This is a genomic window from Stenotrophomonas sp. YJH_SMC_101-4, from assembly GCF_059370395.1.
Window position 1 is genome coordinate 555,365 of sequence record NZ_JCAFTP010000001.1, and the last position, 26,399, is coordinate 581,763.

A 26,399-nucleotide genomic window follows, 5' to 3' on the forward strand; every position below is an offset into this window, starting at 1 on the left:
GCCGGGAGTCTAGCATGTGCGCGGGCGCCGCCAAGGGCGCCCGTCACGGGTCAGTAGACCAGTTGTGCGGGCGTGCACTGGATGGACTGGACATGCACATCCGTACGGCCCAGTTCCAGGCCCAGTACCTGGGCAAGCAGTGAGCGCAGCAGCGAGCCGACACTGTTGAGTAGCGGCTTCAGGACGTCCAGGGCGGGCTTCAGCAGGAAGCACAGCAGGCCCGAACAACTGACCGGACCATTGCCGGGGGCGGTGACGCCGTCGCCGGCGAACTGGTCCAGGAAGCCGGCATCGGCGGTCTGCAGGTAGGAAGTCAGGTTGTACTTCATGCAATTGTTGTAGGTGGTGTCATCCAGGGCGCCGATCAGGCTGTTGCACTGCTTGACCAGCAGCCCACCCACAAGCGCTCCCAGGACGCCATCGAGGAGCCCCGAGCCAACCCCGGTCACTGCGTTGCGGAATCCTTGCCAGACCTTGCCGTCGACCATGCAGGTCACCAGCACACAGCTGGTCGGTACCCCTTTGGTGATGTCCCAGTTTCCCAGTGGTTTCAATCCCTGCGTACTGTCTCCGAATTCCAGCAGCTTGATGGTTGCGTCGACATCGTATCGCTTGCGACCAACGTTGGCTGCTTTCAGGTAGCGATCGGCCAACTGCGCTGCGGTCGAGCCCTGGCTCATGCCATCGTCGCGCGGATCGAGCACCCCGGACAGTACGCGCAGCAGTTCGCTGACCAGCTCGGACACGGCGGTGCCCACCTCCAGGGAGTTGACCTGGGTTGAACCGGTCGCGCCGGCGGGGAGGGTGAGGCTTTGCGTGTCGGTCAGCGTATTGACCTTGATGCTGTCATTGATCAACGGGGCGCCGAGCAGTGTCAGCATCTGTTCCTTCTGCAGGGTGTCGCCACAGACATTCTGCTTGGAAAACCGCTCGCTGTCGGCCACCTTGCCGACGCAGGCGCGCAGCACGGAGGACTCGACCTTGATCGTCGCCGTGGGAGGCGTGCTGCCACATTGCAGGCTGGTCAGGGTCGCCATTGCATTGGTCACGTCTGCATGGACCGGCAGCTTCAGGCGGATGCCCAGCAGTGAAAGTACGCCGCCTGCAACGGGGATGTTGTTGGTGTCGATGTCGAGGAAGACGCGGATCTGCGCGTTGTAAGCGCGCGAGCCAATGCCTCCGATGGCGATCGACGGCGGCTCCACCACGGCGGCTTTCGCATTGACCAGGCCCAACAGGTTGAGGTCATTGACCGAGACCGCACGGCCGCCATTGGCTATGCTGATGCTGGTCCCTATGAGGTCCAGCACATTGACATCGGCCTGCAGCGCGCTGGAAATCGTTCCATCCGGCGCGACAACGCGTGCGAACAAGCCGCCGCCGCTGTCATCGGAGCCGAGTTTCACCTCCAGCTGCTTGAGGTCGATGCCCTGCACGACCAGGGCATTCTCCAGCGCACTCAGGTCCACGTGGGCAACGCCCTGCTGGGTGAGCAGGTCAACGGTCGCCTGAAGGATCTTGCCCAGCTTGACCTTGCGGCCGGCCAGCAGATTGTTGAACTCGGCCACGCCCATGTTGACGTCGATTGGAATGCCCAGTGCCTGCAGCAGTCCGTTCGGGGTGATATGCGCCTGTGCAAGGCCGTCGTAGCCGAGCAGGGTGGTCTTGTCGAGGTCGGCACCCACCAGTTTCAGGACATTTCCCAGTGGCGTGTTGCCGTTGATGCGGAGCAGTTGCGAGCCGACACTGAAAACCGCCGTGGGCTCTGCACGGCGCGCCACGGCCTGGGCGGTCACGGTCGGCAGGCTGCTGTTCTGCCCGAAGAAGGGAAGCACCGCGCGGCGGGTGATGACACGAACGGCGTTGCGTTGATTGGCAGCATCGACGGCCGGGCTGAAGTGCCCCTCGGTGGCCCGGGTCACGTTCCAGTTTCCGCAACGGATTTCCAGGCTCCCAGCGAACCTGTTCTGGGTGAGTGCGCTCTGCCGCGCAGCACTGTTGTCGCTGTTGTCCGAGGTGCACAGCTCCAGCCGTTGCGCTCCAGCCAGTGCGGCCAGATCAGCGACTTTCTGCGCATCGCGCTTGGCCCAGAACAGGTAACCGATCTCGATCAGGCCCAGCATCGCCAGCAACGCCAGCATGACCAGCATCATGGTGATCGACATGCCGCCCCGTGGGCGGCTGAAACTGAACTGGCGTGGGCGTTTCATGGCCTACCTCAGCGTCCGGATGAGGATGATCCCTTGGACTTGGCGACATCGGTTTCAAAGAAGTCCGGGATCTCGTGTTCGAAGCTCTTCATGTAGCGGGCGTAGCTCAGCGTCGCCTGGTCGCCGAGGATCGGCAGGTGCTGCCCGGCCTGTTGCCCCGATGCCTGCAGGCGGAACAGGTTGCGCGTGGTATCGCCGATCTGGCTGCGGCCGGGTCGCGCGGCTGCAGCATTGCCATCGGTGATGGCCACTGCTGCGGGCGCCGCCTGCGGCACCGGTGCTGGCGGGGCCATCAGGTCCACGGTGGCCAGTGACTCGGACTGCAGCGGCTGCGACGTCGGCACAGCCGGCGTGCTGCCGCCAAGCATCTGACCGGTCAGCGGCTGTTGCTGCGCCTGCACGGCAGTGGCCGGTAACAGGCAGATCAGAACGGGCAGCAGGCGTCGGGTCAGGGGCGTCGCGGTCATGGTGTGTTCCCGTTCGGGTGGTCGGAGGTGCTGAAGCGTTCCAGCATCGAGGGCGGCAGGCGCTGCGGATCGCGTTCGTCGCGGCTGTCGCGGCGTGGTTCCGCCGCCAGTCGCGTGGCGGCGGGCGGGTTGCCGACGGCATCTCTGGCGAGAGCACGCGCAGTGGCCGGCACGGCTGCGGCAGCGGCCGATGCGGCCTGGCGTTGCTGCAGGCGGGCACGGATCTGCGCCGCCTGCTGCTGGATGCTGAGCCGGGTCTCGTCGTTGAGGTTGGCCTGCTGGGCGAGGCGTTCGGCGGTGGTGGTGTCGCCACGCAGCACCGCCCACAGCGCGAGGTTGGCAGTGGCCTTGGCATTGCCCGGCGACAGCTCCAGCGCCTTGGCCAGGGGTTCGCGCGCGCGCTCGAACTGCCCGGCGCGCAGCCGCGCATAGCCGAGGTCGCCGAGATAGCTTGTATTCAATGGCTGCAGTTCGGTCGCCCGCGCCAGTGCCTGCTCACTGCCGGCGTCGTCGTCGCGGCGCGCGGCAATCAGGCCCAGGCCATGTGCGGCCGCGGCGGCCTGGGGACCACTGGAAAGATCGCGGTACAGGGCAATCGCAGCATCGGCCTGGCCGGTCTCGCGCAGCGCGTCGGCCTGCAGCAGACGCAATGCCGGCGGATCGCCGTAGCGCTGACGGAAGGCGTCGACGTGGGCGAGCGAGGCATACCATGCGCCTTGCTGCTGCATGCGTTCGATCAGCTCCAGGTAGGCATTGCGGCTGTCCTGCGGCGCCGGTTCGGGCGCGGCCAGGCTGGGCACGCGCAGGTACTTCGGTGTGGTCGATGCACAGCCGCTGGCGCCGGCAACGGCGGCCAGGGCAACAATCAGGCAGGAAGTGCGCAGGGCAGGCATCAGGGGGACCCCATCTTGGACATGGTAGTGGCCAGCGCGACCAGCGCCGGGCCGGCAAGGACCAGCATCAGCGCTGGCAGCAGGGTCAGCATCATCACCACGGTCATCTTCACCGAGAGCTTGCCGACCTTTTCCTTCAGCGTGTTGCGACGCTGTTCGCGCAGGCGGATGCTGAACTGCCGCAGCGGCTCCTGCACCGCGCCACCATGGGCGTGCACCTGCAGGATCAGCTGCATCAGGCTGGTCAGGTCATCGTCTGCATAGACCTCGCTCAGCCGGCGCAGCGACTGCGCGCGCGTGCGGCCATGGGTATAGGCGACGTTGGCCTCCTGCAGCTCGCCGCCGAGGACCGGCAATGCATCGCGCAGCTTGTCGCCGAGCGTCTGCAGGCTCTGGTCCATGCTGAAGCCCACGCCCTGCAGCAGGCGCAGCAGGTCGATCAGCAGCGGCAGCTCGTTGTCGACCGCGCGCCGGCGCCGCTTCACCCAGGAGGAGAGAATGAACTTGGGCAGCAGCAGGCCAGCGGCCAAGGCGCCGATGATCACCATGATCCTGGCCAGCCCGGTGACGCTGCTGAATGTCAGCACCAGTGCCAGCACCAGCACGGCCAGCAGCAGGCGCAGGCCGAGGTAGATGGCCGTACCGCGGCGGGTGTTCCACCCGGCCAGATCCAACAGCAGCCGGTCTTCATTGGCCAGCAATGCCGCTTCCAGGCGGCCGCCGCTGAGGGCACGGCCGAAGCGTTCGAGCCAGCCCAGCGAATCGTGCCGTGCAGGTTCGGGGTCACGGGACGCCTCGCGCGGCTGCAGGGCGGTCTTCAACGTGGCCGTTGTACGCTGCTCACGATGGCTGCGTACCCAGCCGCCGATACCCAGCAGGGCGATACCTGCAGCCAGTACGAGCAGGGAGAGGGCGAACCAGGCGCTGGCGCTCATCGGTCGTCTCCGGCGGGGCGGGGGTGGTTCATAGCGATTTGGCCAGGCGATACAGCAGGAAGCCACCGACAAGCTCCATGCCCAGTGCAAGCAGCAGGATCTTGTGGCCAAGCGGATCGTGCAGCACCGGCTGGAAGAAGTCCGGGCTGGCGATCGCCATCAGCACCGCGCAGGCCGGTGGCAGCAGGCCCAGCACCCAGGCTGACATGCGCGTCTCCGAGGTCGTTGCCGCAAGCTCCTGCTGGGCCTGTTCCAGATCGCGCATGAAATCGCCCATGCGCTGCAGGATCTGGTCGGAGCGCCCGCCGATGCGCACGCTGACACCGATCACCACCGACAACACCTTCAACACATCCATGCGATAGGGATGCGAGGCCTGTGCGAGTGCACGGTCCAGCTCCATGCCACTGCGCGCAAAGCGCACCGTAGTGTCCAGCAGCCCGCGCAACGGCGCGCTGGTCTGCATCGAAGCAACCTGGAACGCGGCCTGCAGGCTGTTGCCCAGTGCCGTCAGCCGCACCAGGTTGTCGAGGAAGTCCGGCAGCTGATGCAGCAGTTGCGCACGCAGCTTCGTGGTCCGCCGCATCACCCACAGCCAGCAGCCAAGCAGGTACAGCAGCAGGGTCAGCGGAAACATCCATGCGGTGCCCAGCCGCAGCATCGCCACCACCGACAGTACCAGCCCCGGTACCAGCAGCATGACGGGAATTTTCCAGCCGGTCTGCAGCCCTGCGCGCTGCAGCAGGCCATCCAGCGGCAGCACGCGGCGCCCGGTGCTGGCGGGCCGCGCCGGATCGTTGGCAGCGGTGACGGACGGCCCGGCGGGTGCTCCGCCCGTGGCGCTTCCGCGCGAAAGCTGCTGCTCGGCGTGCCGCATTGAAACCTGGCGTTGTTCACGGCTGCTGGCCGTGCCCCACAGCCAGGCTGCCAGCGCCAGCAGCACCGCGATGATGCTCAACATGCCCAGCAGCGCGCCGGTTCCCATGCTCAGAAGTCTCCGTAGAGCGATTCGCGCAGTTGTTGGCGGAACGGCTCCAGCTTGTGTGAGTGCGGATGGAAGCCCAGCCCGACCCAGCGATCGATCTCTTTGCCGTTGCCGTCGATCTGCAGCTCGTGGCGGAACATTTCCTGGGTGGTGATCAGGTTGTCGCTGACACCGGTGATCTCGGTGATCGATACCAGCACGCGGCGCCCGCTGCCCAGGCGCGAGATCTGCACGATGAAGTCGATGGCACTGGCGATCTGCCGGCGCAGGCTGTCCTCGCTGCCCTGGAAGCCGGCAAAGCCGGCCAGCATCTCGATCCGGTACAGGCAGTCGCGCGGTGAGTTGGCGTGGATGGTGGCCATCGAGCCGTCGTGGCCGGTGTTCATTGCCTGCAGCATTTCCAGCACCTCGGCGCCACGCACCTCGCCCACCACGATGCGATCAGGGCGCATGCGCAGGCTGTTGCGGACCAGATCGCGGATGCTCACCGCGCCATGGCCTTCGGCGCCACCGATGCGGCTTTCCAGGCGGACCACATGCGGGTGGTTGAGCGAGAGTTCTGCGGTGTCCTCGACGGTGATCACGCGCTCGTTCGCGGGGACGTAGCTGGCCAGGGCGTTCAGCAGCGAGGTCTTGCCGGAGCTGGTACCGCCGGATACCAGGATGTTGCAGCGGCCCAGCACCATCGCCTTCAGCAAGGCCTGCATCGGCGCATCGAAGGTGCCCTTGGCCAGCAGTTCATCGGGGGTGAACGGATCCTTGCGGAACTTGCGGATGGACACCATCGGTCCGTCCACCGCCAGCGGCGAGATGATCGCGTTGAGACGGCCGCCGTTGGGCAGGCGCGCATCGACCATCGGATTGGAGTCATCCAGCCGGCGCCCAAGCGGGGCGAGGATGCGGCGCAGGATGCGCAGCAGATGGGTATCGTCGGTGAAGCGCTGGGTGGCCCGCTTGAGCTGGCCGCCCTGGGACACGTGCACATCCTTGAAACCGTTGATCAGGATGTCTTCGATGGACGGGTCGTGCAGCAGGTCGTCCAGCGGGCCAAAGCCGGTCAGCTCCTTGACCAGGCCCTCGGCGACCACCTGCATCTCCTCTTCGTTGATCGGGATGCGCCACTCCTGGATGAAGCCCACCGTCTGCACCTGCACCCAGCGGGCGATGGTGTCAGGGGCCCAGGAGTCGATGTCGATGCGCTCGTCCTCGATGCTGTTGAGCAGGTGCTCATGCGCGGCCGAGAGCACCTTCTGGTACTGCTCGGTCTGCGCGAACGGCTGGTGGCCCGGCGAGCTTTCGGGCAGCACCGGCCGGGCAACGGCATGCGGGAACGGGGTTACCTTGTCTTCCATTGCGATCCACCCAGAGCAAGGGAGAGTCTTTCCCGCAGGCCCTGCGCCTGGACCGGGCAGGCAGCCGGATCCAGGCGCGAAACCAGCGGAGCGAGGGCACGCAGGTAGGGGTCGCGCGGTGCATCCTGCAGCAGCAGGTGGCCCTGGCTGGCAGCCAGGCGCACGCGCGGTCGTTCGGGAAGCGTCGCCAGCAGGGGCACCTCGAAGCGGCGCGCGATCTGCTCCGGGCTCATGCCGCTGCTGTCATCGTGGCGGTTGATCACCAGCTGCAGGCGCTTCTCGCGTTCGCGCTGCCCGGCAAGATGCTTCAGTGCCTGGTCGAGCGACACCAGTGTGGCAATGGAGGCATCGGTGACCAGCCAGATCTCGTCGGCCTGGTCCAGCAGCAGCGGCGGCAGCTGACGCAGCGGGCAGCCACCGGCATCACACAGCACGCTGGCGAACACGGTGCGCAGGCGCTGCAGCAACGCACCCGGATCGGACGGCGGTACCGCATCGCTGCCGCTGGCGCGGTCCAGCAGCACCAGCCCGGAATCGTGACGGGCCATGGCCGTGCGGGCGAGGGTGGCATCGATGCGGCTGGCGTTGCGCAGCGCGTCTTCGTAATGGAAGCGGCTGTCCAGGTTGAGGTACAGCGCGAGGTCACCCGAAGGCTGGGCCAGCTCCATCAGCAGGCCGTCCTGAAGCAGTGCCTCGCCCTGTGCCAGCGCACGGGTCTGCTGTGCCAGCACCGAGAGATGTGCGGCCAGCGTACTGGTGCCGACCCCGGCGCGCACGCCCAGCAGCACGATCAGGCGCGCCTTGTGCGCGTGCTGCGCGGTGGCAGCCGGTCGTGGCGACAGGGCGCGACGCAGCGCGGCCTCGATACCGACGTTGTCGCTGTCCAGATCCAGCACATCACGCAGGCCCGCCCGCAATGCGATGACGACGCCTTCCACCTGGCCGGCGCTGGTGGCACCGACGGCAACCAATGCCAGATCCGGCTCTGTCTGTTGCAGTTGCTGCGCCAGCACGCTGGAGGCGGCCGCATGTTCGGGGCGGAAATCGAGCAGCACAAGGCTCTGCGGCCCACGTTGCAGATCCTGGGCGGAGGTCGGCGTACTGCTGTCCTGCCAGTGCAGGGTAGTGGTCGGCGGCAGTTTGGCCGCCAGCCGGGGCAGCAGTTCGCGATCCATTCCATACAGGACCAGGTTCATCGGCGGTCCTTGCGGATGCAGCGGCTGGGCAGTGGCATAGGGCATGGGCGTGGTATCGCAGGCATCATGGAATCAGCGTGAGAAGCCGGGCACCGGGTCCTGGCTGATCGGACCCAGCAGCCAGGCGCCCCATTCGGGCATGTGCGGCTTGGCTTCGCGGTCGCCGGGCAGTGGCAGGTCGGTGTTGCGTGCCAGCGGCTTCACCAAGCGTGGCGTGACGATGATCACCAGTTCCTTGTCCTGGCGCTTGTAGTCGAAGTTGCGGAAGAACGAGCCGATGATCGGCAGGTCACCCAGCAGCGGGATCTTGCCGACGCTGGACACCACGTTGGAGCTGACCAGGCCACCGATCACGAAGCTCTCGCCATCGCCCAGCTCGACCGTGGTGTCGGCACGGCGGGTGGTGATCGAGGGAATCTGCACGCCGTTGAGCGCGATGGCGTTGCTGTAGTCCAGGTCACTGGCTTCCGGTGCGACTTTCAGGGCGATGCGGTTCGGCGCCAGTACCGTCGGTGTCACGGTCAGGCCGATGCCGAAGGGCTTGTAGGTGATCGTCGTGGTGCCCAGCCCCTGCGGTTCCAGGATCGGCAGCTCGCCGCCGGCCAGGAAACTGGCGCTCTGCCCGGACAGCGCGACCAGTGTCGGCTCGGCCAGCACGCGCGCCATGCCATTGCTCTGCAGCAGGTCGACGTCGGCATTCCACAGGCCCTTGGTCGAGCCGAATACCAGGCGGAAGGCCGAAGAAATGGCCGATTCGGCTTCGTTGCCGGAGTTGCCTTCCTTCATGCCGGGCAGGATGCCGGTGTTGCCCGGCAACTGGCCGCCCGGGCGGGCGAAGCCGTAGGCGAAGTTGCCGTTGCGGTTCTGGAAGCTGATGCCGATCTGCTTCAATGCGGTCTTGTTGAACTCGACCACCTTGACCTCGACCTGGACCACGCCGCCGCTGCTCACCGTGGATGCGTCGGCAAGCAGGCCCTCCTTGCCCAGCGCCATGGCGGCGGTCTTCTGTTCCTGCATGTGCGAGAGCACGCTGTCGGTGCTTCCCTGCAGCAGGCCCTGATTGTCCTGCTGGGTGAATACCAGCCCGTTCGCGCCGGTGTCGGCCGCACCCTGCACCGCGCTTTGTACCCGCACCTGCAGGCGCTGTGGTTCGGCCCGCTTTCGGTGCCAGAGCAGCAGCGTGGTAGTGCCAGGCGCCTTGCCGACCAGCAATGCCTGGCGCTGGCCGCGCAGCATCACGATATCGGCCACGCCCGGATCGGCAATGGCGACCCGCTCCAGATCGCCCGGCAGGGTCCAGGGACGCTGCTCACGCGCCTGCAGCACCAGGTCGTCGGCGGCCACGCTCGTCGCCGGTGCCAGCAGCACCAGCAGCAGGGCCAGCCAGCGCTGGCGGGGGGAAGGGCGTGGACTGCGGCGACGTTCGGTCATGGATGCGCTCGATGCAGGTCAAAGGGAACCACGGGGGGCGGAGCTGTCGCCTCGGATGATTTCGATACCCGATGCGCGCGGGGCACTGCGCCGCGGTGCGGGTGCGCGTGCCGGGGCATCCTGGGCGCTGCGCGCCGGTGTGTTGCTGCGCCCGGCCAACGCATCGCCGTCGATGCCGGCGAAGGCGTGATTCTCTGGCCGTTGCAGCGCAAGCTGCTGCTCCGCATCAAGCCCCCGCAGCGGATCGATCACCCCGCGTGCCTGCGGGAACAGCGCCAGATCGGGCTGGCCGGAATCGGCAGGGTTGCGCAGGGCCAGGAACAGCTTGCCCTGCTGTGCACCCAGCAGCAGCCGGTTGGCGTCGGCCACCGGTACCGCCAGTACCGCGCTGCGTGCGGGCTGGGCAGTCTCGCTGCCCGTGCTCTGGGTGCTGCTGCTTCCGGTGATGTCAGCGGCGCGCGGATCGTTGCGGGCATCGGCTTCAGTGCTGGCAACAGCGTCATGGTTGGCCGGGGCGATGTCCTGCTGGCCATAGCTGAGCACGCGCAGGCGTGACAACAGCAGGCGCGTCTGTGCCGCATCGGCCGGGCCGCTGGCGCTGGATTGGGCAGTGCGCAGGTTGAGGAACACGTCGACGAAATCACCCGGAAGGATGCGGTTGCCGGCACCCACCAGCTCGTCCACCGGGACCGCGAGTGCGCGTTCCCCGGGGCGCAGCTGCAGCGAGAATCCCTGCGCGAGTGCATTGCTGCTGATCGCCGTGCCTTCGGCGATGTCCTGCACCGGTACCTTTCCGACCACGGCGGAAATGCTGGTGGCGGCACCGGCAACCGGGGCGCTGCGCTGTGCCAGACGCAATCCGTTGGCAGAGATCGGTTCGCCGGCCGGCAGGCGTGCCACCGCCTCCACCACGGTGATCGCCTGGGCATCGCTCCGCGCGACCGGGGCAACCGTGGCCGGCGCGGCCTGCTTGCGCCCGATCATCAAGGCGATCACCGCCAGCAGCACGGCCAGCCCGATCAGGGCGACGGCAGCAATGCGGGTCAACTTGAGCATGGAACCGTCTCCTGTACCGAACGTCAGTTGCCGCTGCCGAGGTCGAGCTGAGCGACCGCGACGCTGCGGATGGGAGCCCGCATCACCCACTTGTAGAGCGTGGCGGTGCCGGGCAGGAAGGGGTGGCTTGCGTAGTCGTAGCTGACTGTCACGGTCATGCACTGGGCGCTGGCCAGTCCGGCGCAGGGGGCCTGCGCCGAAACCAGAATGGCGTTGCTTCCGCCATTGCTGCAGTCGACCGGCTGACCCGAGAAGTTCAGCAGCCACTGCATCGAACTGCGCGCCGCAACACAGGCTGCAGTACGGCGTTCGTTGGCGCTGCCATAGCGCAGCGATGCGCGCGCACCCTCGGCCGAGGCGGTTGCCAGGGTCTGCTGGGCCGCCATGATCATCACGCCGGAGAACGTGAACAACAGCAGTGGCAGCAGGCCCAGCATCAGCATCAGTGCGAACTCGATGCTGGCCACGCCGCGTTGCCGGCGTGGGTTCTGGATGTTCATGCCACACCTCCGTACGTGCTGATGAGGATCCAGGCGATGGCGGATACCGCCAGGTAGGCGGCGTAGGGAATGCCTTGGCGTCCCTGGCGGGCGCTCTGCATTCCGCGTAGCGCCGGGTGCGAATGCCATTGCGAACTTGCCCGATGCATATGGGCTTGAAGGCCGATGGGCAGTGCTGGACCCAACCGGCGTGATACCAGCACCAGTGCGGCATGTGCGCCCGCTGCCAGGCTGGCCGCGATCCAGATCGGCAGCAGTGCCTGCCAGCCCAGCATCAATCCCAGTACCGAAAAGAATTTGACATCGCCGGCACCCATCCAGCGCACTGCATGGAAAGGCAGCATTGCGACCAGGCCGAGCGCCGCGCCGGCAATGTGGGAAGCCCACGGCAGGCGCGGCGCGTTGAACTGTCCGGCGATGAGCACGACAACGGTGATCGCGCATGCGGACAGCAGCCAGGCGTTGGGCACCCGACGGGCGTACAGATCGCTGATCGCGATCCGCAGGCACACACCGATGGCCAGCAATCCCAGCAGTGTCATCGCACCCTCCATTGTCCGTCAGTGGACGGTCAGCAGTTGCTGTCCCTGATCAGCCTGGGAGCGGCTCAGGCCGGTGGGTTGCCTGACGCCTTGTCGGCAAGCTTGGTGAGATTCTCAAAGAGCGTTTCGAAGAAATCCTTGATCTGCGTGCTGCCCAGTGCGATCAGGACACCCGCAATCACAGCCGCCAGCAGGCCGTACTCGAGTGCGGTAACGCCATCTTCTTCCTTCAGGAACTTGCGGATCGATGCGTTCATGACGTTTGTCTCCCTCTACCTGTCTGCTACAGGACACCTGTTGGGCGGTGGCCCGGCTCCGCCGGGATCGTCCGTGGACCTCCGCACGTCCTGGCGGAGGAGGCACGGCGGGACGGACCCGCCATGCTCAAGCAGGGTGATCGATTCCAGGCGGGACGCCGTTCGCGCAACCGCGACCGCACGGCGCGGAGCCGGTGGTCGAGGTGTCGAGCGATACGTGCATGGTCATGCTGTCCCCCTGGGTGCGGTCATTATCAAAGACCGGATCACCGTGTTATCGACTTTGCCTGAATGGCGGCCGGCTGCAACCGGAACCTATATGCAAATTCGGCAGAATCCCTTCGGTCCTTAATTTTTCACGCGGGTTCTGTGACGGAAATCCGTTCGTTCGCAAAACGATTCATCGACGTGCAGATAATGTGAGGCGGGTTTTTCAGTCGCATGCGAAAACTGTGCCAAACACCACGACCTTGTTTTCACGTCTGTATCCATCTTATTCAATGCAGTGCAGATGTTTACCCCGTTGAATTATCGGGCATACTCGTATTCAAGTACTCGCGTTTCTTTTGGGGTGCGCACTTTGCTGGCGCGCATCCCGGCGATGGAAGAGATTCCATGAGAGGTGCGCGCCCTGTCAGGCAGTGGGGGCCGTATCGCACGACGGATAATCGGGGGACGACACTGTCATGGTCGATGGTGGGGTAGGAGACAGCGACGACAGCGGCCTGCGGTCGATCGACCTGGCGACGCTGAGCGGCGTGCTTCGTGTATGTGATGTCGAACTGCTACTGCTCGATGGCAATGGGCCGCGGGCGGCCTTCGCTTCACGCGTGCACGAGGAGGCGTTGTTCTGCAGCATCAGCTGTGGATTCCATTGCCGTGGACGATTCATGCTGCCGCCGGACTGGGCGATGCTGGGGTATCTGCACGCGACCGATGAAACCCTGAGCTGGTGCCACGGTGTACCGCTCGTACCTGGAATGGCGTTGACCGTGATGCCGGAGGGTATCAGCGAGTTCACCCTGAGCCCCGGCACGCACATGACCCTGATGCTGGTGCCGGTGGCACGGGTGCAGCGCAAGCTGACCGAACTGAGCCTGCGCAGTACACCGCCGGCCGGACAGGCACTTTCGCTGTTCAATCTCGCCAGCGAGGCCGCCCCGCTGGCACAGCACTACCAGCAGCTGCACCTGCAGCTGGGCCAGGGCACGGGGCTGCAGCCGGAAGAAACCGAGCGGCTGCTGCACGAACACGTGCAGGCACTGCTGGGCGCGGGTTCCGCCGATCGCCCGGGTTGCAGCCGTGCGCGGCGCACGCATTATCTGATCGCACAGCGGGCGGAAAACTTCATGCGCCTCAACCTGCGCCGCAATATCTACATGAATGAGATCTGCGATGCTGCCGGTGTCAGCGAGCGTGGGCTGCGTTACGCGTTCGAGGACCTGTTCGGCACGTCGCCCAATCGTTACCTGTCGATGCTGCGCCTGTGCGCGGCCTGCCGCAGCCTGTCGATGGCTGATTCCAGCCGCCGTTCGGTCAAGGCCATCGCCCTCAGCTGTGGCCTGTGGGACCTGTCACGCTTCGCCGACAACTACCGCAAGGTCTTCGGTGAACTGCCGCGTGACACGCTGATGCGCGCTCCCGCGCAGATCGGCCAGCCAGCTTGATTCAAGCCCCGTAAGGGTTTCCCGGCAGTTCCTGCCGGAATTGCATATCCGCTTGCCGATATGGTTGCCGCTTCTGCATAACCGGCTGCCGATTCCGACCGTGGATTTGCCGGAATGCGCGATTGCCGTGCCGGAATGAAGTGCGCAGCCGCCGTTGCAAACGCTGAAATGTCAGTCACCTGCCTAACGGCAAGTCCACTGACATTCCAGTTGTTCGCCTACGGGGGAAATGCTCATGAACCGCATCTACCGGCGTGTATGGAACCGCCAGCTCAATGCTCTGGTTGTGGCCTCGGAACTGGCCACCGGCGACAGCGGCGACAGCGGCGGCAGCGCCGCCCGCGATCCGCGCAGTGCACTGCTGATGCCGACCGCACTGGCCCTGGCCCTGCTGTGCGCGCTGGCCAGCGGGCATGCAGGTGCATCTGCATCCGAATCCAATCAGTCTCTACGTGACCTGCAGGCACTGGCCGCGAAGTACGCGCAGCCGATGCCGGTCAAGGTCGACGCGGAAGTGGCGCTGGCCGCCGCATCGCGCCAGGCGCAGAGCAGTCCGGCGATCAGCGCTGATGCGCGTGTCGGCCTGCAGCTGAGTACGAACTCGCTGCCGATCGTACGCGACGTGCTGCCGGCCACCGTGCAGGTGAAGCTGGCGGCGAACGCTGCGCCGAAGCAGGTCGCGGTTCCTGCGCTGGCTGCCGATGTCCGCGCCAATGTCGGGCTGGGTCATGCAGCGTCCCATGTGGCGAAGATTGATGCATCGCTGGCGGCCAACGTTGCGCCGTCCGCGCATGCGCCGCTCGGTGTGGCTGCGGATGCCCAGGCGAAGGCCGGCGTTGGCATCGCCGGTACCCAGGTGGCCTCGATCGATACCGGTGCCAAGGCGGCCGCCGCTGTTGCTGGCGCACCGGCTGGCTCGCTGTCCGGCCTCAAGGCGTCCGTTGACGGCAAGGTGGATTCGCAGCTGAAGCTGGCGGGCCACCAGATCGACGGCCAGGGGCAGGTCAAGGCGACGGCGGCGGTCACGCTGCCGGCCAAGGAGGAGCTGCCGGGCGAGACTCATGATCGTGCGATCACCGCGGCCTTCGATACCGGTGTTGCCGGCAAAGTGCGCGTGCAGGCGCCGGATGGCCAGGAGGTCGTGGCCGACCGCAATCTGAAGCTGGCCGGCCAAGCCACGGTGGCAGCGCAGAACAGCGCGCTGGGCGTCGGTGGCCTGGTGGGCGGCGTTGTCGGCGCAGCAGGTGGCGCCGTGGGCGGCGTGCTTGATGGCACCGTAGGCAACACGGTTGATGCGGTCGGCGGCGCCTTGTACGGCACGGTTGGAACGGTAGGCGGCGCAGTGGGCAGCACGCTCAATGGTGCCGTTGGCACGGTTGGCGGAGCCGTAGGCGGTGCGCTCAACGGCACCGTTGGAACTGTCGGTAGCGCGGTGGGTGGTGCGCTCAACGGTGCGGTTGGCACGGTCGGTGCAGTTGGCGGCACCGTGGGTGGTGCACTCAACGGGACGGTCGGTTCGGTCGGCAGCACCGTCGGTGGTGCGCTCAACGGTGCGGTTGGCACGGTCGGTGCAGTTGGCGGCGCCGTGGGTGGTGCACTCAACGGGACGGTCGCTTCGGTCGGCAGCACCGTCGGCGGCGCGCTCAACGGTGCGGTTGGCACGGTTGGCGCAGTCGGCGGCACCGTGGGTGGTGCACTCAACGGCACGGTCGGTTCGGTTGGCGGTGCCGTGGGCGGCACGCTCAACAATACGGTGGGTGCAGTAGGCAGCACCGTCAGCGGTGTACTCAACGGCGCAACAGGTGGCAGCACCGGCGGCCTGGGTGGCCTGCTGGGCGATACACTCGGCAATGTCGGCGGCGCCGTCGGTAACCTGCTCAATGGCAACCTCAACGGCACCATCGGCAATCTCGGCAGTGCCGTAGGCGGCCTGGTCGGTGGCACGCTCGGCGGCCTCGGCCTGACCAAGCCCTCGGCGATCCCGCCGACCAGCCCGAAGGCGCCGGCTCCGGCCGACCCGAACGCTGGCCTGATCATCGGCACCGGCGGCCTGGTCGGTAATGTCGGGCAGCTGATCGGCCCGACCACCACCAGCCTGTTCGGCGGCAACGGCTATCTGAGCAACGGCAACCTCAAGCTCAGCAACGCCAACGTGATGCAGACCTACTCGACGGTCAATGTGCTGGGACTGCCGGTGGTCAACCTGTCGCCGGTCGGCAGCACCCTCAATGGCCTCGGCGGCGCCGTCACCGGCGGCAGCTCGCACCTGACCCTGATCGGTGGCGTCACCTCCGACAGCTACATCTACAACATCAACAACGGCAATCCGGGTGGCCTGCTGGGCCTGTTGCTGCCGAAGGATTCGCCGGCCTGGGCCGCCAAGTGCCTGGACATCGCCCTGGCCGACATCTCCTGCTGGGCCGTCAACGCCGCGCAGGACTACCAGGTGCTGATGGGCGACGGCGCCTTCGCCAACGGCTCGAAGGAAGTGGTGATCGGTGCCAATGCGCGGCACGAACTGCCGAAGGTCGATGCCAACGTGGCCTTCCCGGGTGCAGGCACCAATGACCCGAGCAACCCGACCGGCGTGCCGACCGCGGACTACGCCGCACGCATGGGTCACTCGGTGATCGTCGGTGACAGCGCGGTGGGTACTGCCAACGGGCAGACCCTGCTCGGTGCCGAGGCGACCTCGAACCAGGCCAACTCGGTCGCACTGGGCTACCGCTCGGCCGCGCTGCGCGGTGCCCAGGCCAGCTACAGCGCCTATGGCCTCACTGCGCCGCAGGTCTCTGCCGGTGAAGTGTCGGTGGGTACCGCCGGTGGCGGTGAGCGCCAGATCACCAACGTCGCGGCGGGTAGTGTCAATACCGATGCGGTCAACGTGGCCCAGCTGAAGGGGGCCATCAGCCTGATCGATGATGTGGCGGCCGCTGCGGTGACCTATGACCTGGACGGTGCCGGCAACCCGAACTATCGCCGTGTCACGCTCGGCGCGGGCACCGGCACCACCACCATCGGTAACCTGGCTGGCGGTGCGGTCACGGCCGGCAGCCTGGAAGCGGTCAATGGTGGCCAGCTGGCGGCGACCAATGCTGCCATCGCCAGCTTCTTCGGCGGCCGCGCAGCCTTCGATCCTGCCAGTGGCGCGTTCACTGCGCCCCTGTTCGAGATCAGCACCATCTCCACCGGCGGCGCCATCGCCAAGGGCCTGTATGAGAACGCTACCGATGCCTTCGCCGCGGTCGATGGCTCGCTGGTCAACCTCAACACGCAGATCACCGACATCCGTAACGGTGGCACCAAGTACCTGCGGGTGAACTCGACCGGTACCGAGGCCCTGGCCAGCGGTGCCGACTCGATCGCAGTCGGCACCAACGCCCGCGCAACCGCCGCCAACAGCATCGCGGTCGGTGCCGGCAGCCTGGCCGATCGTGCCAACAGCGTGTCCATCGGTGCCGCCGGTGCCGAGCGTCAGGTCACCAACCTGGCGGCCGGTACCGCAGCGACCGATGCAGTCAACCTGGGCCAGCTGCAGGCCTCGGAGCAGGGCGCCCTGCGCTATGACCTCAACGGCGACGGCAGCGTCAACTACGCCAGCGCCACGCTGGGCCAGACCGGTACCGCCACCACACTGCGCAACCTCGGCCCGGGCCAGGTCAGCGCCACCAGCAGCGAGGCCATCAACGGTGCCCAGCTGTTTGCGGCCAACCAGGCCGTGGCCACTCATCTGGGAGGTGGCGCAGCGGTCAACGGCAGCGGCGTATTGACCGCACCGACTTACTCGATCAACAACGTCGCCGCTAACGGCACCGTCACCAAGGGCAGCTACAACGACGTCGGTACCGCCTTCGATGCCGTCAGCAACTCGCTGGCCAACGTCGCCGACCAGACCGGCGAGATCGACAAGCTGGCCGTGAAGTACGACGTCGACGGCAGCGGCAACGTGCTCAACAGCGTGACGCTGACGGGCACCGGCACCGGCGCGGTGAAGATCACCAACGTCGCCGCCGGCAGCATCCTGGCCGGCAGCAGTGATGCCATCACCGGCGACCAGCTGTTCAGCACCAACAGCACCATCGCCAACTACTTTGGTGGCACCACCGCGTACAACGGCACCACCAATGTGTGGACCGCGCCGAAGTTCAGCATCTCCAGCATCGCCACCGACGGCACCTTTACCAGCGGCGACTACAACAACGTCACCGCCGCCTTCACTGCGGTGGACGGCTCGCTGAAGGTCCTCAACCAGCGCATCACCAACGGCGGCGGTGGCAGCGCCTACCTGGCGGTGAACTCGACCGCAGCGGCTGCAACGGCTGCCGGCGCGGAAGCGGTGGCTGTCGGCCCGCAGGCCAGTGCGGCCGGTGCCAACAGCGTGGCGGTCGGCAACGGTGCCAGCGCCAGTGCAGGCAACAGCGTCGCCCTGGGTGCCGGTTCGGTGGCCAGCGTTGGTGCGCAGAGCGGCTACACCGGTGCCTACGGCCAGACCGGCGCCAGCAACTCGGCCGGTGAGGTCTCGGTCGGCAGCACCGGCAGCGAGCGCAAGATCACCCACGTTGCCGATGGCTCCGACACCTACGACGCAACCAATGTCGGCCAGCTGAAGAATGGTGTGAACTACGCCATCGATGAGTCGAAGAAGTACACCGACCAGAAGATCCAGAACATCACCAACGTGGCCGGCAGCTTCCGCGCCAACAACACCAACAACCTGGCCGATCCGTCCGCCAGCGGTGCCAACTCGGCCGCCGGTGGTGCAGGCTCCACCGCCGCCGGTGCCAACTCGACCGCGCTGGGCAATGGTTCGCAGGCGCAGGCCGACAACTCGGTGGCGCTGGGGGCGGGTTCGGTGGCGAACCGGGCCAACACGGTCTCGGTCGGTGCCAGCGGCGCCGAACGCCAGGTCGTCAACGTGGCTGACGGTTCGCAGGCCACCGATGCGGTCAACGTGCGCCAGCTGCAGGCCTCGCAGCAGGGCACGATCCGCTACGACACCACGGTGAACGGTGCGACCAACTACAACAGTGTCACGCTGGGCAGCACCAACAGCGGCCCGACCACGGTGCGCAACGTCGCCGCCGGCACCGCCGGTACCGACGCAGTCAACGTGGACCAGCTGAAGTCGGGCATGGCGCAGACCCTGGACTGGTCGAAGGCCTACACCGACGAGCGCATGGGGGGCTTCGAGCGCGACCTGCGCAAGACCGACAACCGCGCCTCGGCCGGTATCGCTTCGGCGATGGCCACCGCAGCCCTGCCGCAGCCCAGCGAAGCGGGCCGCAGCATGGCCTCGGTCGCTGCCGGCAGCTACAACGGCGAGTCGGGCGTGGCGGTCGGTATCTCCGGTGTCTCCGAGGGAGGGCGCTGGATCTACAAGTTCAGCGGCTCCACCAACAGCCGTGGCGAGGCCGGTGTGGCCGTCGGTGCCGGCATCCAGTGGTGATCCCCGCCGCCTGGCCGCACGCGCGGCCCGGCATCGCGGAAACGTCCATAGGGGGAATGACATGAAACAGCATCGCATCGCCCGCACTGGCCAGATGGCCGCAGTGCTGGGCCTGGTCCTGGGAATGGGCCTGCTGGCCGCCTGTCGCAGCCATGCGCCGGCCGCCGAGGGTCCTGCCGAAACCACCGCCGTGCAGTTCCCGGAGGCTTCGAAGGCCTCGTTGAAGGAAGGCATCTATCCCGACGTCGCCGACCTGCGCCGCTTCGCGCCGGGCATGAGCAAGCGCCAGCTGTATACCTTGCTGGGCACGCCGCACTTCAACGAAGGCATGTGGGGCGTGCGCGAGTGGAACTACCTGTTCAACTTCCGCACTGCGCAGGGCGCGGAGTATTTCACCTGCCAGTTCCAGGTGCGCTTCGACAGCAAGGGCATCGCCCAAGGGGGCTACTGGAAGCCGGAATCGTGCGCGGCGGTGCTGGAACCGCCGCGGCCGCCAGCGCCGCCAGCACCGGCACCGTTGACGGAGCAGCCGCTGCGGTTGTCGGCGGATGCGCTGTTCGGGTTCGACAGCGCGGTGCTCAGTGCCGAAGGCCAGCAGGCCATACAGGGCGTGCTGGCGCAGGTGCGCGAGGCCAGTCAGGTGCAGTCGATCCGGGTGACCGGGTACACCGACCGTATCGGCAGTGCCAGCTACAACCAGACCCTGTCGCAGCGACGTGCCGAGGCCGTGCGCAGCGCGCTGGTGCAGGGTGGGGTGCCTGCGGCCAGCATCAGCGCCGAAGGGCGGGGCGCAGCCGAGCCGATCGTGCAGTGCGAGCAGCGCAACCGTCGCGAGCTGATCGCCTGCCTGGCGCCGAACCGGCGTGTGCAGATTGCTGGAATGGCCCAGCCGCGCTGAGAGTCCACCACCGGGGTCATGCCCCGCTATCCCGAGTCCCCCCTGACCGTCGGCAGGACGTGGTTACGTCTCCCCCGTTGACCATGCCTGCCGGCGGCTCAGGTTTTCCATGGTGCACGCGATGAACGCCCAATTCCTGCCTCTTTCCATGAAGACGGAAGCCACATTGAGTGTGTACGGCCAGCTCGGCAACCATGCGGTGGTGCGCATTCCCGGGCGGCGCCTGCCGGGCTTGATCCTGCAGGCAGACACCGTGGCCGGCTTCCTTGCCCAGCTGCAGGAAGCCCAGGCCTGCCTGCGCAGTGGTCGCGCACAGCGCACCGACGCCGAACTGGACATGCTCATCGACGTGTTGCAGCAGTGGTATGCGCTGATCGAATCGCGCCTGGCCGACGCCGGCGAGGCACTGTAGAAGAAAAAGGGGACGGAGGGGATTAAGTCGTTCCCGGCACGGCAGGGACATGGACGACTTAATCTCCTCCGTCCCCTTTTCTGTGTCATGCGCGTGCGCGGATCAACCAGCAGGCAGCATCCACGCGGACCCGATCGCCCTCGATGAATGGCGTGAATGCTGCCAGCGCCTTGTCGCAGAGTGCGACGGCGCGTTCTCGGGGCAGGTCTCGCAGGGCAAGACCCAGTGCACCGAGCTGCCCCACATAGGTCGGCAGTTCATCGAGGGCGAGTGAGCAGGGCAGGTCCACCGCAGTCACTTCGACGTCCTTCCAGCCGGCGTCCTGCAGCAGGCGGTGGATACGTTCGCCGTCGGCGAAGGCGAACTGCCCGGGTGCGCCAGGGCTCCGTGGCGGCAGATCCAGCTCATCACCGATGGCCCGTTCGGCGGTCGTCATGAACGGGTTCTCTTCTGCGCTGCGCCAGGCGATGAAGCGCAGGCCCGCGTCTGGCTTGGCCGCACGCTGCAGGTTGGTGAACGCGGCCCCTGTATCCTCGAAGAACATCACGCCCAGCCGCGACTGGATCCAGTCGAAGTTCGCGGGGGGCAGTGGGTGCTGTTGCGCGTCGGCGACGATGAAGTCTGCGTCCAGCCCCGCCGCCTCAGCGCGCCCGCGTGCCGTTGCCAGCATCGGTGCGGAGATGTCCACGCCGGTGCAGTGGGCGGCCGGGCGTGCCGCGCCGGCGGCAAGCAGGCTCGCGCCCGTGCCGCATCCGATATCGAGCAGTTGCGTGACGGTTTCTGGCAACTCGGCGACCAGCAGGTCGGCCATCGGCTGGAACAGGCCATCGAGGATGGCCTGCTGGGCGACCCAGATCTGGCCGCCGGGACCGTTCCAGAGGGTGTTCTGATCAACGGGGGATGTGCTGGCCATGGCCTTGCCTTGTCGGGAAGTGGCCCATAGGTTGCTGCTTGAAGACGACTTGAGGTCAAGCCCATGCGTGAACTGGATATCGGCGAGGTGGTCAAGCGCAGTGGCGTGCCGGCCTCGACCCTGCGCTACTACGAACAGCTGGGGCTGCTGCAGGCACTTGGGCGCCGTGGCCTGCGCCGGCAGTATGACGAGCAGGTGCTGGAACGGCTGGCACTGATCGGTCTCGGCCAGGCGGCCGGGCTGTCATTGCAGCAGATCGGGGCATCACTGCCGCCGCAGCGTGGATGTATCTCCCTGGATCGTGAGGCGCTGCTGGCGCAGGCCGATGTACTGCAGAGGCAGATCACCCAGTTGCAGCGGGTGCGCCGGCACCTGCAGCGCGCGGCGGCCTGCCCGGAAGCGCAGGATGCGCGGCAGTGCGGTTCATTCCGCAAGCTGCTGCGGGCGCAGCAGCGCATGGCGGGTGGGTGAGTTGCCGGAACCGGCTCAATCGCGGGTGCTGACTTCCCAGGTGGCATGCAGAACGCCCGGCACGTGCTCCATCCGCGCCAGCACCACGTCCAGCTCATCGGCACTCACGGCGGTACTGACCAGCACCGCGATCACATCGGTGGGTGCGTCGGCGTGCTCGACCAGCTGCACATCACCGACCGGATACTGCGCTGCTTCCAGCGCGTCGACCAACCGCTCGCGCACGCGCGGCACGGCTTCGGCATCCACGCTCAGGCGCACTTCGTAGGTCGCCTCGGTGGCGGTCTCATTGATCGGAATGCGGTTGATCGCATTCACCAGCGGCCGCAGCAGGGTGTTTCCGGCGATGATCAGCACGGTCAGCAGCACGCCTTCGGCCAACATGTCCGCGCCGGTGCAGCTGCCCACCGCCGCAGAGCACCACAGGGTGGCAGCGGTGTTCAGGCCGCGCACGTTCATGCCTTCCTTCATGATCACGCCGGCGCCGAGGAAGCCGACGCCGGAGACCACGTAGGAGATCACCCGCACCGCCTCGGCGCTGCCGGCGATGCGCATGCCCAGGTCGACGAAGGCAGCGGCGCCGACAGCTACCAGCACGTTGGTGCGCAGGCCGGCGGTGCGCTGCCGGTACTGGCGCTCGGCGCCGATCAGCGTGCCCAGCACGAAGGCGGCCAGCAGGCTGACCACGGTGTCGGCGAAGGGACCGGCCTGGAAGGTATCAATAAAGCGCATGGCCGGAGTCTACCCCGGTCATGTGACGGTAGATCCATGCCATGCGTGGATACCCGGATGGGCCACAAACGAATTAATCCCCTCCGTCCCCTTTTTCGGGATCAGTCGGTGTCGTCGACGCGCTCGCCCATCAGCTCGCGCTGGCGCTTGTCCAGTTCTTCGGCGTAGCGCTTGCGCACGAAGGCTTCGGAGACGACGCCCAATACCTGGCCGTCGGCAGCCACCACCGCCAGCTCGTCGGCCTGGGTCTGGTCGAAGCGCTGCATCACGCTGACCACGTCGGAGGACGGTGCCAGCGAGACGTCGCGGTTCTCGGCCAGTTCGCCGATCGGGGTTTCCGGCTTCACGCCATCGCCGTAGACCCGTGGAATCTGCACGATGCCGGCATAGTGGCCCTCGCTGTCGATCAGGATCACCCGGGTGCCCGAGCCCAGCGGGAAGCGCTGGCGGAACGCGGCGGCATCGAGATCGGCCGGGGCGGTCGCCACGCCCTTGCGCATCAGCCGGCCGGCGTTGAGGTTCTGCACCCAGCCGACATCGCGGGCGCTCTTGATGGTCTCGCCGCGCAGGTGCATGCGCCAGGTCGAGAACGAGTAGCCGAACCACTGCCGCACCAGCGTGCTGGACACCAGTACCGCGCTCATCACCACGCTGGTCAGCAGGAAATCGTGCGTGCCTTCCAGCACCAGCATGGCCATGGTCATCGGCGCGCCAACGACGGCGGCGGCCAGTGCGGCCATGCCGGCCAGCGCGGCCGAGGTGGCGTCGATCACCGGAACGCCGGTAGCCATGCCCAGCAGTCCAGCGAACAGCGCGCCGACCAGGGTGCCCATGAACAGCGAGGCGAAGAACAGTCCGCCACGGAAGCCGAAGCCGAGCGAGATGCCCGAGGCCAGGCACTTCAGGGTCAACAGGCCGCCGATCCAGATCAGCGGCAGGTGCGTGGTCAGGTCCAGATGCAGGGCGCCGTGGCCGGACGACAGCACCTGCGGGCTGGCCAGTGCCAGTGGAATCAGCAGCAGTCCACCCACCACCGGCCGTCCCCACGCGGGCAGGGGGCTGCGCTTGACCGTGCCTTCGATCGAGGCGATCAGCCGCATGATGGCGATGCCGACCATCGCGCAGCAGCAGCCGAGCAGGCCGTAGATCGCGTAGTCGGCGGCGCGCACGTCGATGGTCGAGGCCGCTGGCAGTAGATAGGCTTCGATGCCGGCCTGGTCGGCCACGAACGCGCCGGCCAGCGCTGCGACGGCCACCGGTGCCAGCGCAGCGGGGGTGTAGGCGCCGATGACGATCTCGAAGGCGTAGAACGCACCGGCCAGCGGCGCACCAAACGCAGCGGCGATGGCACCGGCGGCACCGGCACCGACCAGGATGCGCACGTCGTTGCGACGCAGGCGCATCACCCTGCCCAGTTGCGAGCCGCTGCCCGCGCCCATCTGCGTATACGAAGCCTCAAGGCCGACCGACGCGCCGCAGCCGTTGGACAGCAGGGTCTGGGTCAGCACGATCAGGTTGTCGCGCATCGACATGCGGCCGCCGTGCAGCGCATTGGCTTCCACCGCATCGAGCAGTGGCCGTTTCAGTCGCGTCGCCGCCAGGCTGACCAGGCCGACCAGCAGCCCGCCCAGTGGCAGCACCAGTAGCGCGGTCCAGGTCAGCGAGGGCAGGGAGCTCAGCCGCATGCCGTCGTCCAGCCCATACAACGTGCCCTGCAGCCAGCGCGCGATGCCCGACTGCAGCAGGGTCAGGTAGCCGGCGATCAGGCCAACCAGCAGCGCCAGCGCGATGAACCACAGGTCGCTGCCGCGCAGCCGCAGGCGCAGGCCCTGGAAGGCCAGATGCAGGCGCGATGGCGAAACAGGCAGTGACATGGTGGCGGCATGATACGCCGCCACCGTGAGCGCCACCGTCACCGCATCGGGCGGCTACCGGCTCAGAAGCGGTAGCGGCCCTGCACGTAGAAGGTGCGCGGCGTGGCCACCATGCGGCCGGCGTTGCCATCGACATTGCGGGTGTACCAGCGCTTGTCGGCCAGGTTGTTCACGCCCAGCGCGATCTCGCTGTCACCCAGCCCCGGCACCTGCCAGGCCACCTGGGCATTCCACAGGCGTACGCCCGGCACGCGTCCCACGCGCGCGTCAGCGCTCTCGGCCCAGGTGTTGGCGGCGTCGGAGAACTGGCCGCTCTGGTGAGTGCTGGAGACGTTGAAGGTCCAGCCGGCCAGCGCGTAGCGGGCGCCGATGCTGTCGGTGTCGCGCGAGTAGAACGGCACGTCCAGGCCACGGTTGTCGCCGGACTGCTGGATCGCCTTGGTCCAGGTGTAGTTGGCGTACAGCTCCAGCCCGGCCAGCGCGCCGTCCTCGGCGAAGTGGTACTCCAGTGCGCTCTCCACACCCTTGTGGTCGGTGGCACCAATGTTCTGGAAGGTGGGCGGGGTGATGCCCGGCACCTGCAGGATCTGGTTGTCGAAGCGCATCTTGAACACGGTCACTTCCGCGCGCAGTGCCCCATCCTGCCAGCGTGCGCCCAGCTCGGTGGTCCTGGCCACTTCCGGGTTCAGCGGATTGCTGGCGGTCTGCGAATTGAGCTGGATGTTCTGTACCGGTCCGAACGAGGTGGTGTAGTTGCCGAACACGGTCAGCTGCGGAGTCAGCAGGTAGGCGATGTTGATCGAGGGCAGGGCCTTGTCGTTGCGGCTGCTGAAGGTCGCCGTGCCTCCGGCCTGGCGGCGGTCCATGTCGATCCATTCCATGCGCACGCCGGGCGTGATCCGCCACTGGCCGATCGCAATGCGGTCGTCGATGTAGAACGCGTGGGCGTCGGTGGCGTTGTCGAAGCGGGTGGTGGCACTGGCCGCGCCGGTGCGGCGGGCGACGGTGTAGCTGCGGTCGTTGCCGCGCTCGCGCAGGAAGCGGTAGCCGGCGGTGATGTCATGCACCGCGCTGCCCCAGTGCAGGCGCTGGGTATAGCGCGGCTCGATGCCGAGCACGCGGTAGTCGCGCGGCTGCACAGTCAGCTGGGTGTTGGCGGCGTTGATCAGCGAGCTGGCACGGGTGCTCTCGTTGTAATAGGCCAGCACCTCGAACTCGCTGTTGGCCGACAGCGTGTTGGTGTAGCCCAGGTCGATGCCGGTGCGGTGGCCCTTCCAGAAATCGGTCGGCCGGGTGTTCTGGAACGGATCGGCCTCGTACTGCGCACGGGTCAGGCCGCCCGGCGTCAGCGAGCGTACGTCGTAGTAGGACAGCTTGGCACGCAGCTCCTGCTGTTCGTCGATGGCGTAGGCGAACTTCAGCGCGAGATCGTTGAAGCGGTCATCGCTGCCCTGGCGCCAGCCGCGACCATCCTGGCCGGAGTACAGCAGGGCGGCGCCCAGATCGTTGTCGCCGGTACCGCCAAGGAAGGCGTTGTACTGGGTGCTGTCACCGCCGCCATGGTCGTAGGCGGTGTAGCGCACGCCGGCTTCGCCGTGCAGGCCGGCCTCGGTGGGAATGGCGCGGGTGCTGAAGTTGATGATGCCACCGACGTTCTGCGGCCCGTAGCGCACCGCGCCGCCGCCGCGCACCACGTCGATCGACTCGATGTTGGACAGGCTGGTCGGCGCGAACGACAGCTGTGGCTGGCCATACGGCGCCACCGCCAGCGGCACGCCGTCCAACAGGACGGTCGAGCGCGGCGAGTAGCGCCCGGTGAGGCCGCGCACGCCGATGTTCAGCGACACCGAACTGCCAGCGGTGCCGGAGTTGTCGGTGACCTGCACACCCGGAATACGGCGCATGGCATCGCCGAGGCTGGCCGCGCCGCTGGCCTCGATGCGCTGGCGGTCGACCACGGTGCGCGCGCCGGCAAAGCGCTTGACGCTGTCATGCAGGCTGGTACCCAGCCAGCTGCCGGAGACCTGGATGCTGTCCAGCGTGGTGGCGCCGTCCTGGGCGAAGGCACGGGTGGTCGGGAGCAGGCACAGGGCGAGGGCGGCGGCCAGGGGCAGGCGGGCCGGTTGCAGGGCGAGGATGGGCATCGGTGCAGGCTGTGGAAG

Annotated in this window: 21 protein-coding genes; 5 read left to right on the forward strand and 16 right to left on the reverse strand. The window is 67.1% G+C overall.

Going from position 1 to position 26,399, the window contains the following annotated elements:
- Positions 1-50: 50 nt before the first annotated feature.
- The 12 genes from AC5P8D_RS02665 to AC5P8D_RS02720 form a co-directional block, all read right to left on the reverse strand.
- Positions 51-2,210: a TadG family pilus assembly protein gene (locus tag AC5P8D_RS02665; protein WP_010485121.1), complete on the reverse strand. Its 2,160-nt coding sequence runs from the start codon at positions 2,208-2,210 to the stop codon at positions 51-53.
- An 8-nt stretch (positions 2,211-2,218) separates the two neighbouring features.
- A complete protein-coding gene (locus AC5P8D_RS02670) occupies positions 2,219-2,677 on the reverse strand; it encodes a DUF3613 domain-containing protein (RefSeq protein ID WP_019337872.1) in 459 nt (152 codons plus the stop codon).
- Positions 2,674-3,570: a tetratricopeptide repeat protein gene (locus AC5P8D_RS02675; RefSeq protein WP_495203047.1), complete on the reverse strand. Its 897-nt coding sequence runs from the start codon at positions 3,568-3,570 to the stop codon at positions 2,674-2,676. The genes AC5P8D_RS02670 and AC5P8D_RS02675 overlap by 4 nt, the downstream gene beginning before the upstream one ends.
- Positions 3,570-4,505: a type II secretion system F family protein gene (locus AC5P8D_RS02680; RefSeq protein WP_010485128.1), complete on the reverse strand. Its 936-nt coding sequence runs from the start codon at positions 4,503-4,505 to the stop codon at positions 3,570-3,572. Before AC5P8D_RS02680 ends, AC5P8D_RS02675 begins: the two co-directional genes overlap by 1 nt.
- Before the next feature lie 28 nt (positions 4,506-4,533).
- Entirely contained in the window at positions 4,534-5,490 is a 957-nt protein-coding gene (locus tag AC5P8D_RS02685; RefSeq protein WP_010485130.1) for a type II secretion system F family protein, read from the reverse strand.
- Between the two features lie 2 nt (positions 5,491-5,492).
- Positions 5,493-6,842 carry a TadA family conjugal transfer-associated ATPase gene (locus AC5P8D_RS02690; RefSeq protein WP_054171945.1) on the reverse strand — a complete coding sequence of 450 codons (1,350 nt, stop codon included), beginning with the start codon at positions 6,840-6,842 and terminating at the stop codon, positions 5,493-5,495.
- Complete coding sequence (locus AC5P8D_RS02695) at positions 6,827-8,083, reverse strand: CpaE/TadZ family protein (protein ID WP_143994611.1); 1,257 nt, start codon at positions 8,081-8,083, stop codon at positions 6,827-6,829. Before AC5P8D_RS02695 ends, AC5P8D_RS02690 begins: the two co-directional genes overlap by 16 nt.
- 27 nt (positions 8,084-8,110) lie before the next feature.
- Positions 8,111-9,469 (reverse strand): type II and III secretion system protein family protein, encoded by a 1,359-nt coding sequence (locus tag AC5P8D_RS02700; protein ID WP_495203048.1) that lies wholly within the window; start codon positions 9,467-9,469, stop codon positions 8,111-8,113.
- Between the two features lie 18 nt (positions 9,470-9,487).
- Positions 9,488-10,525, reverse strand: a complete 1,038-nt coding sequence (gene cpaB, locus AC5P8D_RS02705) for a Flp pilus assembly protein CpaB (RefSeq protein ID WP_043402488.1) — start codon at positions 10,523-10,525, stop codon at positions 9,488-9,490.
- 23 nt (positions 10,526-10,548) lie between these two features.
- A complete protein-coding gene (locus AC5P8D_RS02710) occupies positions 10,549-11,025 on the reverse strand; it encodes a TadE/TadG family type IV pilus assembly protein (RefSeq protein ID WP_010485140.1) in 477 nt (158 codons plus the stop codon).
- Entirely contained in the window at positions 11,022-11,567 is a 546-nt protein-coding gene (locus AC5P8D_RS02715; protein ID WP_100445988.1) for an A24 family peptidase, read from the reverse strand. Before AC5P8D_RS02715 ends, AC5P8D_RS02710 begins: the two co-directional genes overlap by 4 nt.
- A gap of 65 nt (positions 11,568-11,632) precedes the next feature.
- Positions 11,633-11,824 carry a Flp family type IVb pilin gene (locus AC5P8D_RS02720; protein ID WP_010485145.1) on the reverse strand — a complete coding sequence of 64 codons (192 nt, stop codon included), beginning with the start codon at positions 11,822-11,824 and terminating at the stop codon, positions 11,633-11,635.
- Between the two features lie 686 nt (positions 11,825-12,510).
- On the opposite strand from AC5P8D_RS02720, the gene AC5P8D_RS02725 reads away from it, so the two are divergent.
- The 4 genes from AC5P8D_RS02725 to AC5P8D_RS02740 all read left to right on the forward strand — a co-directional run bounded on the left by AC5P8D_RS02725 (position 12,511) and on the right by AC5P8D_RS02740 (position 20,247).
- Positions 12,511-13,491 carry an AraC family transcriptional regulator gene (locus tag AC5P8D_RS02725; RefSeq protein WP_010485148.1) on the forward strand — a complete coding sequence of 327 codons (981 nt, stop codon included), beginning with the start codon at positions 12,511-12,513 and terminating at the stop codon, positions 13,489-13,491.
- Between the two features lie 235 nt (positions 13,492-13,726).
- Entirely contained in the window at positions 13,727-18,937 is a 5,211-nt protein-coding gene (locus AC5P8D_RS02730) for an ESPR-type extended signal peptide-containing protein (protein ID WP_495203049.1), read from the forward strand.
- A gap of 61 nt (positions 18,938-18,998) precedes the next feature.
- On the forward strand, positions 18,999-19,835 hold the full coding sequence (locus tag AC5P8D_RS02735; protein WP_329840818.1) for an OmpA family protein: 837 nt from the start codon (positions 18,999-19,001) through the stop codon (positions 19,833-19,835).
- A 121-nt stretch (positions 19,836-19,956) separates the two neighbouring features.
- Positions 19,957-20,247, forward strand: coding sequence for a DUF6959 family protein (locus AC5P8D_RS02740; protein WP_014037513.1), 291 nt, complete (start codon positions 19,957-19,959; stop codon positions 20,245-20,247).
- Between the two features lie 85 nt (positions 20,248-20,332).
- Here the strand turns inward: AC5P8D_RS02740 and AC5P8D_RS02745 are convergent, their stop codons facing one another.
- Positions 20,333-21,160 (reverse strand): class I SAM-dependent methyltransferase, encoded by an 828-nt coding sequence (locus AC5P8D_RS02745; protein ID WP_241873145.1) that lies wholly within the window; start codon positions 21,158-21,160, stop codon positions 20,333-20,335.
- A 63-nt stretch (positions 21,161-21,223) separates the two neighbouring features.
- Between AC5P8D_RS02745 and AC5P8D_RS02750 the strand changes: the two genes are divergently transcribed.
- Entirely contained in the window at positions 21,224-21,631 is a 408-nt protein-coding gene (locus AC5P8D_RS02750; RefSeq protein WP_049437693.1) for a MerR family transcriptional regulator, read from the forward strand.
- 15 nt (positions 21,632-21,646) lie between these two features.
- Here the strand turns inward: AC5P8D_RS02750 and AC5P8D_RS02755 are convergent, their stop codons facing one another.
- The 3 genes from AC5P8D_RS02755 to AC5P8D_RS02765 form a co-directional block, all read right to left on the reverse strand.
- A complete protein-coding gene (locus tag AC5P8D_RS02755) occupies positions 21,647-22,363 on the reverse strand; it encodes an MgtC/SapB family protein (RefSeq protein ID WP_329840820.1) in 717 nt (238 codons plus the stop codon).
- Between the two features lie 101 nt (positions 22,364-22,464).
- Positions 22,465-24,237 carry a chloride channel protein gene (locus AC5P8D_RS02760; RefSeq protein ID WP_329840821.1) on the reverse strand — a complete coding sequence of 591 codons (1,773 nt, stop codon included), beginning with the start codon at positions 24,235-24,237 and terminating at the stop codon, positions 22,465-22,467.
- 62 nt (positions 24,238-24,299) lie between these two features.
- On the reverse strand, positions 24,300-26,381 hold the full coding sequence (locus AC5P8D_RS02765) for a TonB-dependent receptor family protein (RefSeq protein ID WP_495203050.1): 2,082 nt from the start codon (positions 26,379-26,381) through the stop codon (positions 24,300-24,302).
- Positions 26,382-26,399 lie beyond the last annotated feature (18 nt).

Excerpts from the sequence above, each read along its gene's own strand:
- AC5P8D_RS02665 (WP_010485121.1), bottom strand. The coding sequence starts at position 2,210 with ATGAAACGCCCACGCCAGTTCAGTTTCAGCCGCCCACGGGGCGGCATG.
- AC5P8D_RS02670 (WP_019337872.1), bottom strand. The coding sequence starts at position 2,677 with ATGACCGCGACGCCCCTGACCCGACGCCTGCTGCCCGTTCTGATCTGC.
- AC5P8D_RS02675 (WP_495203047.1), bottom strand. The coding sequence starts at position 3,570 with ATGCCTGCCCTGCGCACTTCCTGCCTGATTGTTGCCCTGGCCGCCGTT.
- AC5P8D_RS02680 (WP_010485128.1), bottom strand. The coding sequence starts at position 4,505 with ATGAGCGCCAGCGCCTGGTTCGCCCTCTCCCTGCTCGTACTGGCTGCA.
- AC5P8D_RS02685 (WP_010485130.1), bottom strand. The coding sequence starts at position 5,490 with ATGGGAACCGGCGCGCTGCTGGGCATGTTGAGCATCATCGCGGTGCTG.
- AC5P8D_RS02690 (WP_054171945.1), bottom strand. The coding sequence starts at position 6,842 with ATGGAAGACAAGGTAACCCCGTTCCCGCATGCCGTTGCCCGGCCGGTG.
- AC5P8D_RS02695 (WP_143994611.1), bottom strand. The coding sequence starts at position 8,083 with ATGCCCTATGCCACTGCCCAGCCGCTGCATCCGCAAGGACCGCCGATG.
- AC5P8D_RS02700 (WP_495203048.1), bottom strand. The coding sequence starts at position 9,469 with ATGACCGAACGTCGCCGCAGTCCACGCCCTTCCCCCCGCCAGCGCTGG.
- cpaB (WP_043402488.1), bottom strand. The coding sequence starts at position 10,525 with ATGCTCAAGTTGACCCGCATTGCTGCCGTCGCCCTGATCGGGCTGGCC.
- AC5P8D_RS02710 (WP_010485140.1), bottom strand. The coding sequence starts at position 11,025 with ATGAACATCCAGAACCCACGCCGGCAACGCGGCGTGGCCAGCATCGAG.
- AC5P8D_RS02715 (WP_100445988.1), bottom strand. The coding sequence starts at position 11,567 with ATGACACTGCTGGGATTGCTGGCCATCGGTGTGTGCCTGCGGATCGCG.
- AC5P8D_RS02720 (WP_010485145.1), bottom strand. The coding sequence starts at position 11,824 with ATGAACGCATCGATCCGCAAGTTCCTGAAGGAAGAAGATGGCGTTACC.
- AC5P8D_RS02725 (WP_010485148.1), top strand. The coding sequence starts at position 12,511 with ATGGTCGATGGTGGGGTAGGAGACAGCGACGACAGCGGCCTGCGGTCG.
- AC5P8D_RS02730 (WP_495203049.1), top strand. The coding sequence starts at position 13,727 with ATGAACCGCATCTACCGGCGTGTATGGAACCGCCAGCTCAATGCTCTG.
- AC5P8D_RS02735 (WP_329840818.1), top strand. The coding sequence starts at position 18,999 with ATGAAACAGCATCGCATCGCCCGCACTGGCCAGATGGCCGCAGTGCTG.
- AC5P8D_RS02740 (WP_014037513.1), top strand. The coding sequence starts at position 19,957 with ATGAACGCCCAATTCCTGCCTCTTTCCATGAAGACGGAAGCCACATTG.
- AC5P8D_RS02745 (WP_241873145.1), bottom strand. The coding sequence starts at position 21,160 with ATGGCCAGCACATCCCCCGTTGATCAGAACACCCTCTGGAACGGTCCC.
- AC5P8D_RS02750 (WP_049437693.1), top strand. The coding sequence starts at position 21,224 with ATGCGTGAACTGGATATCGGCGAGGTGGTCAAGCGCAGTGGCGTGCCG.
- AC5P8D_RS02755 (WP_329840820.1), bottom strand. The coding sequence starts at position 22,363 with ATGCGCTTTATTGATACCTTCCAGGCCGGTCCCTTCGCCGACACCGTG.
- AC5P8D_RS02760 (WP_329840821.1), bottom strand. The coding sequence starts at position 24,237 with ATGTCACTGCCTGTTTCGCCATCGCGCCTGCATCTGGCCTTCCAGGGC.
- AC5P8D_RS02765 (WP_495203050.1), bottom strand. The coding sequence starts at position 26,381 with ATGCCCATCCTCGCCCTGCAACCGGCCCGCCTGCCCCTGGCCGCCGCC.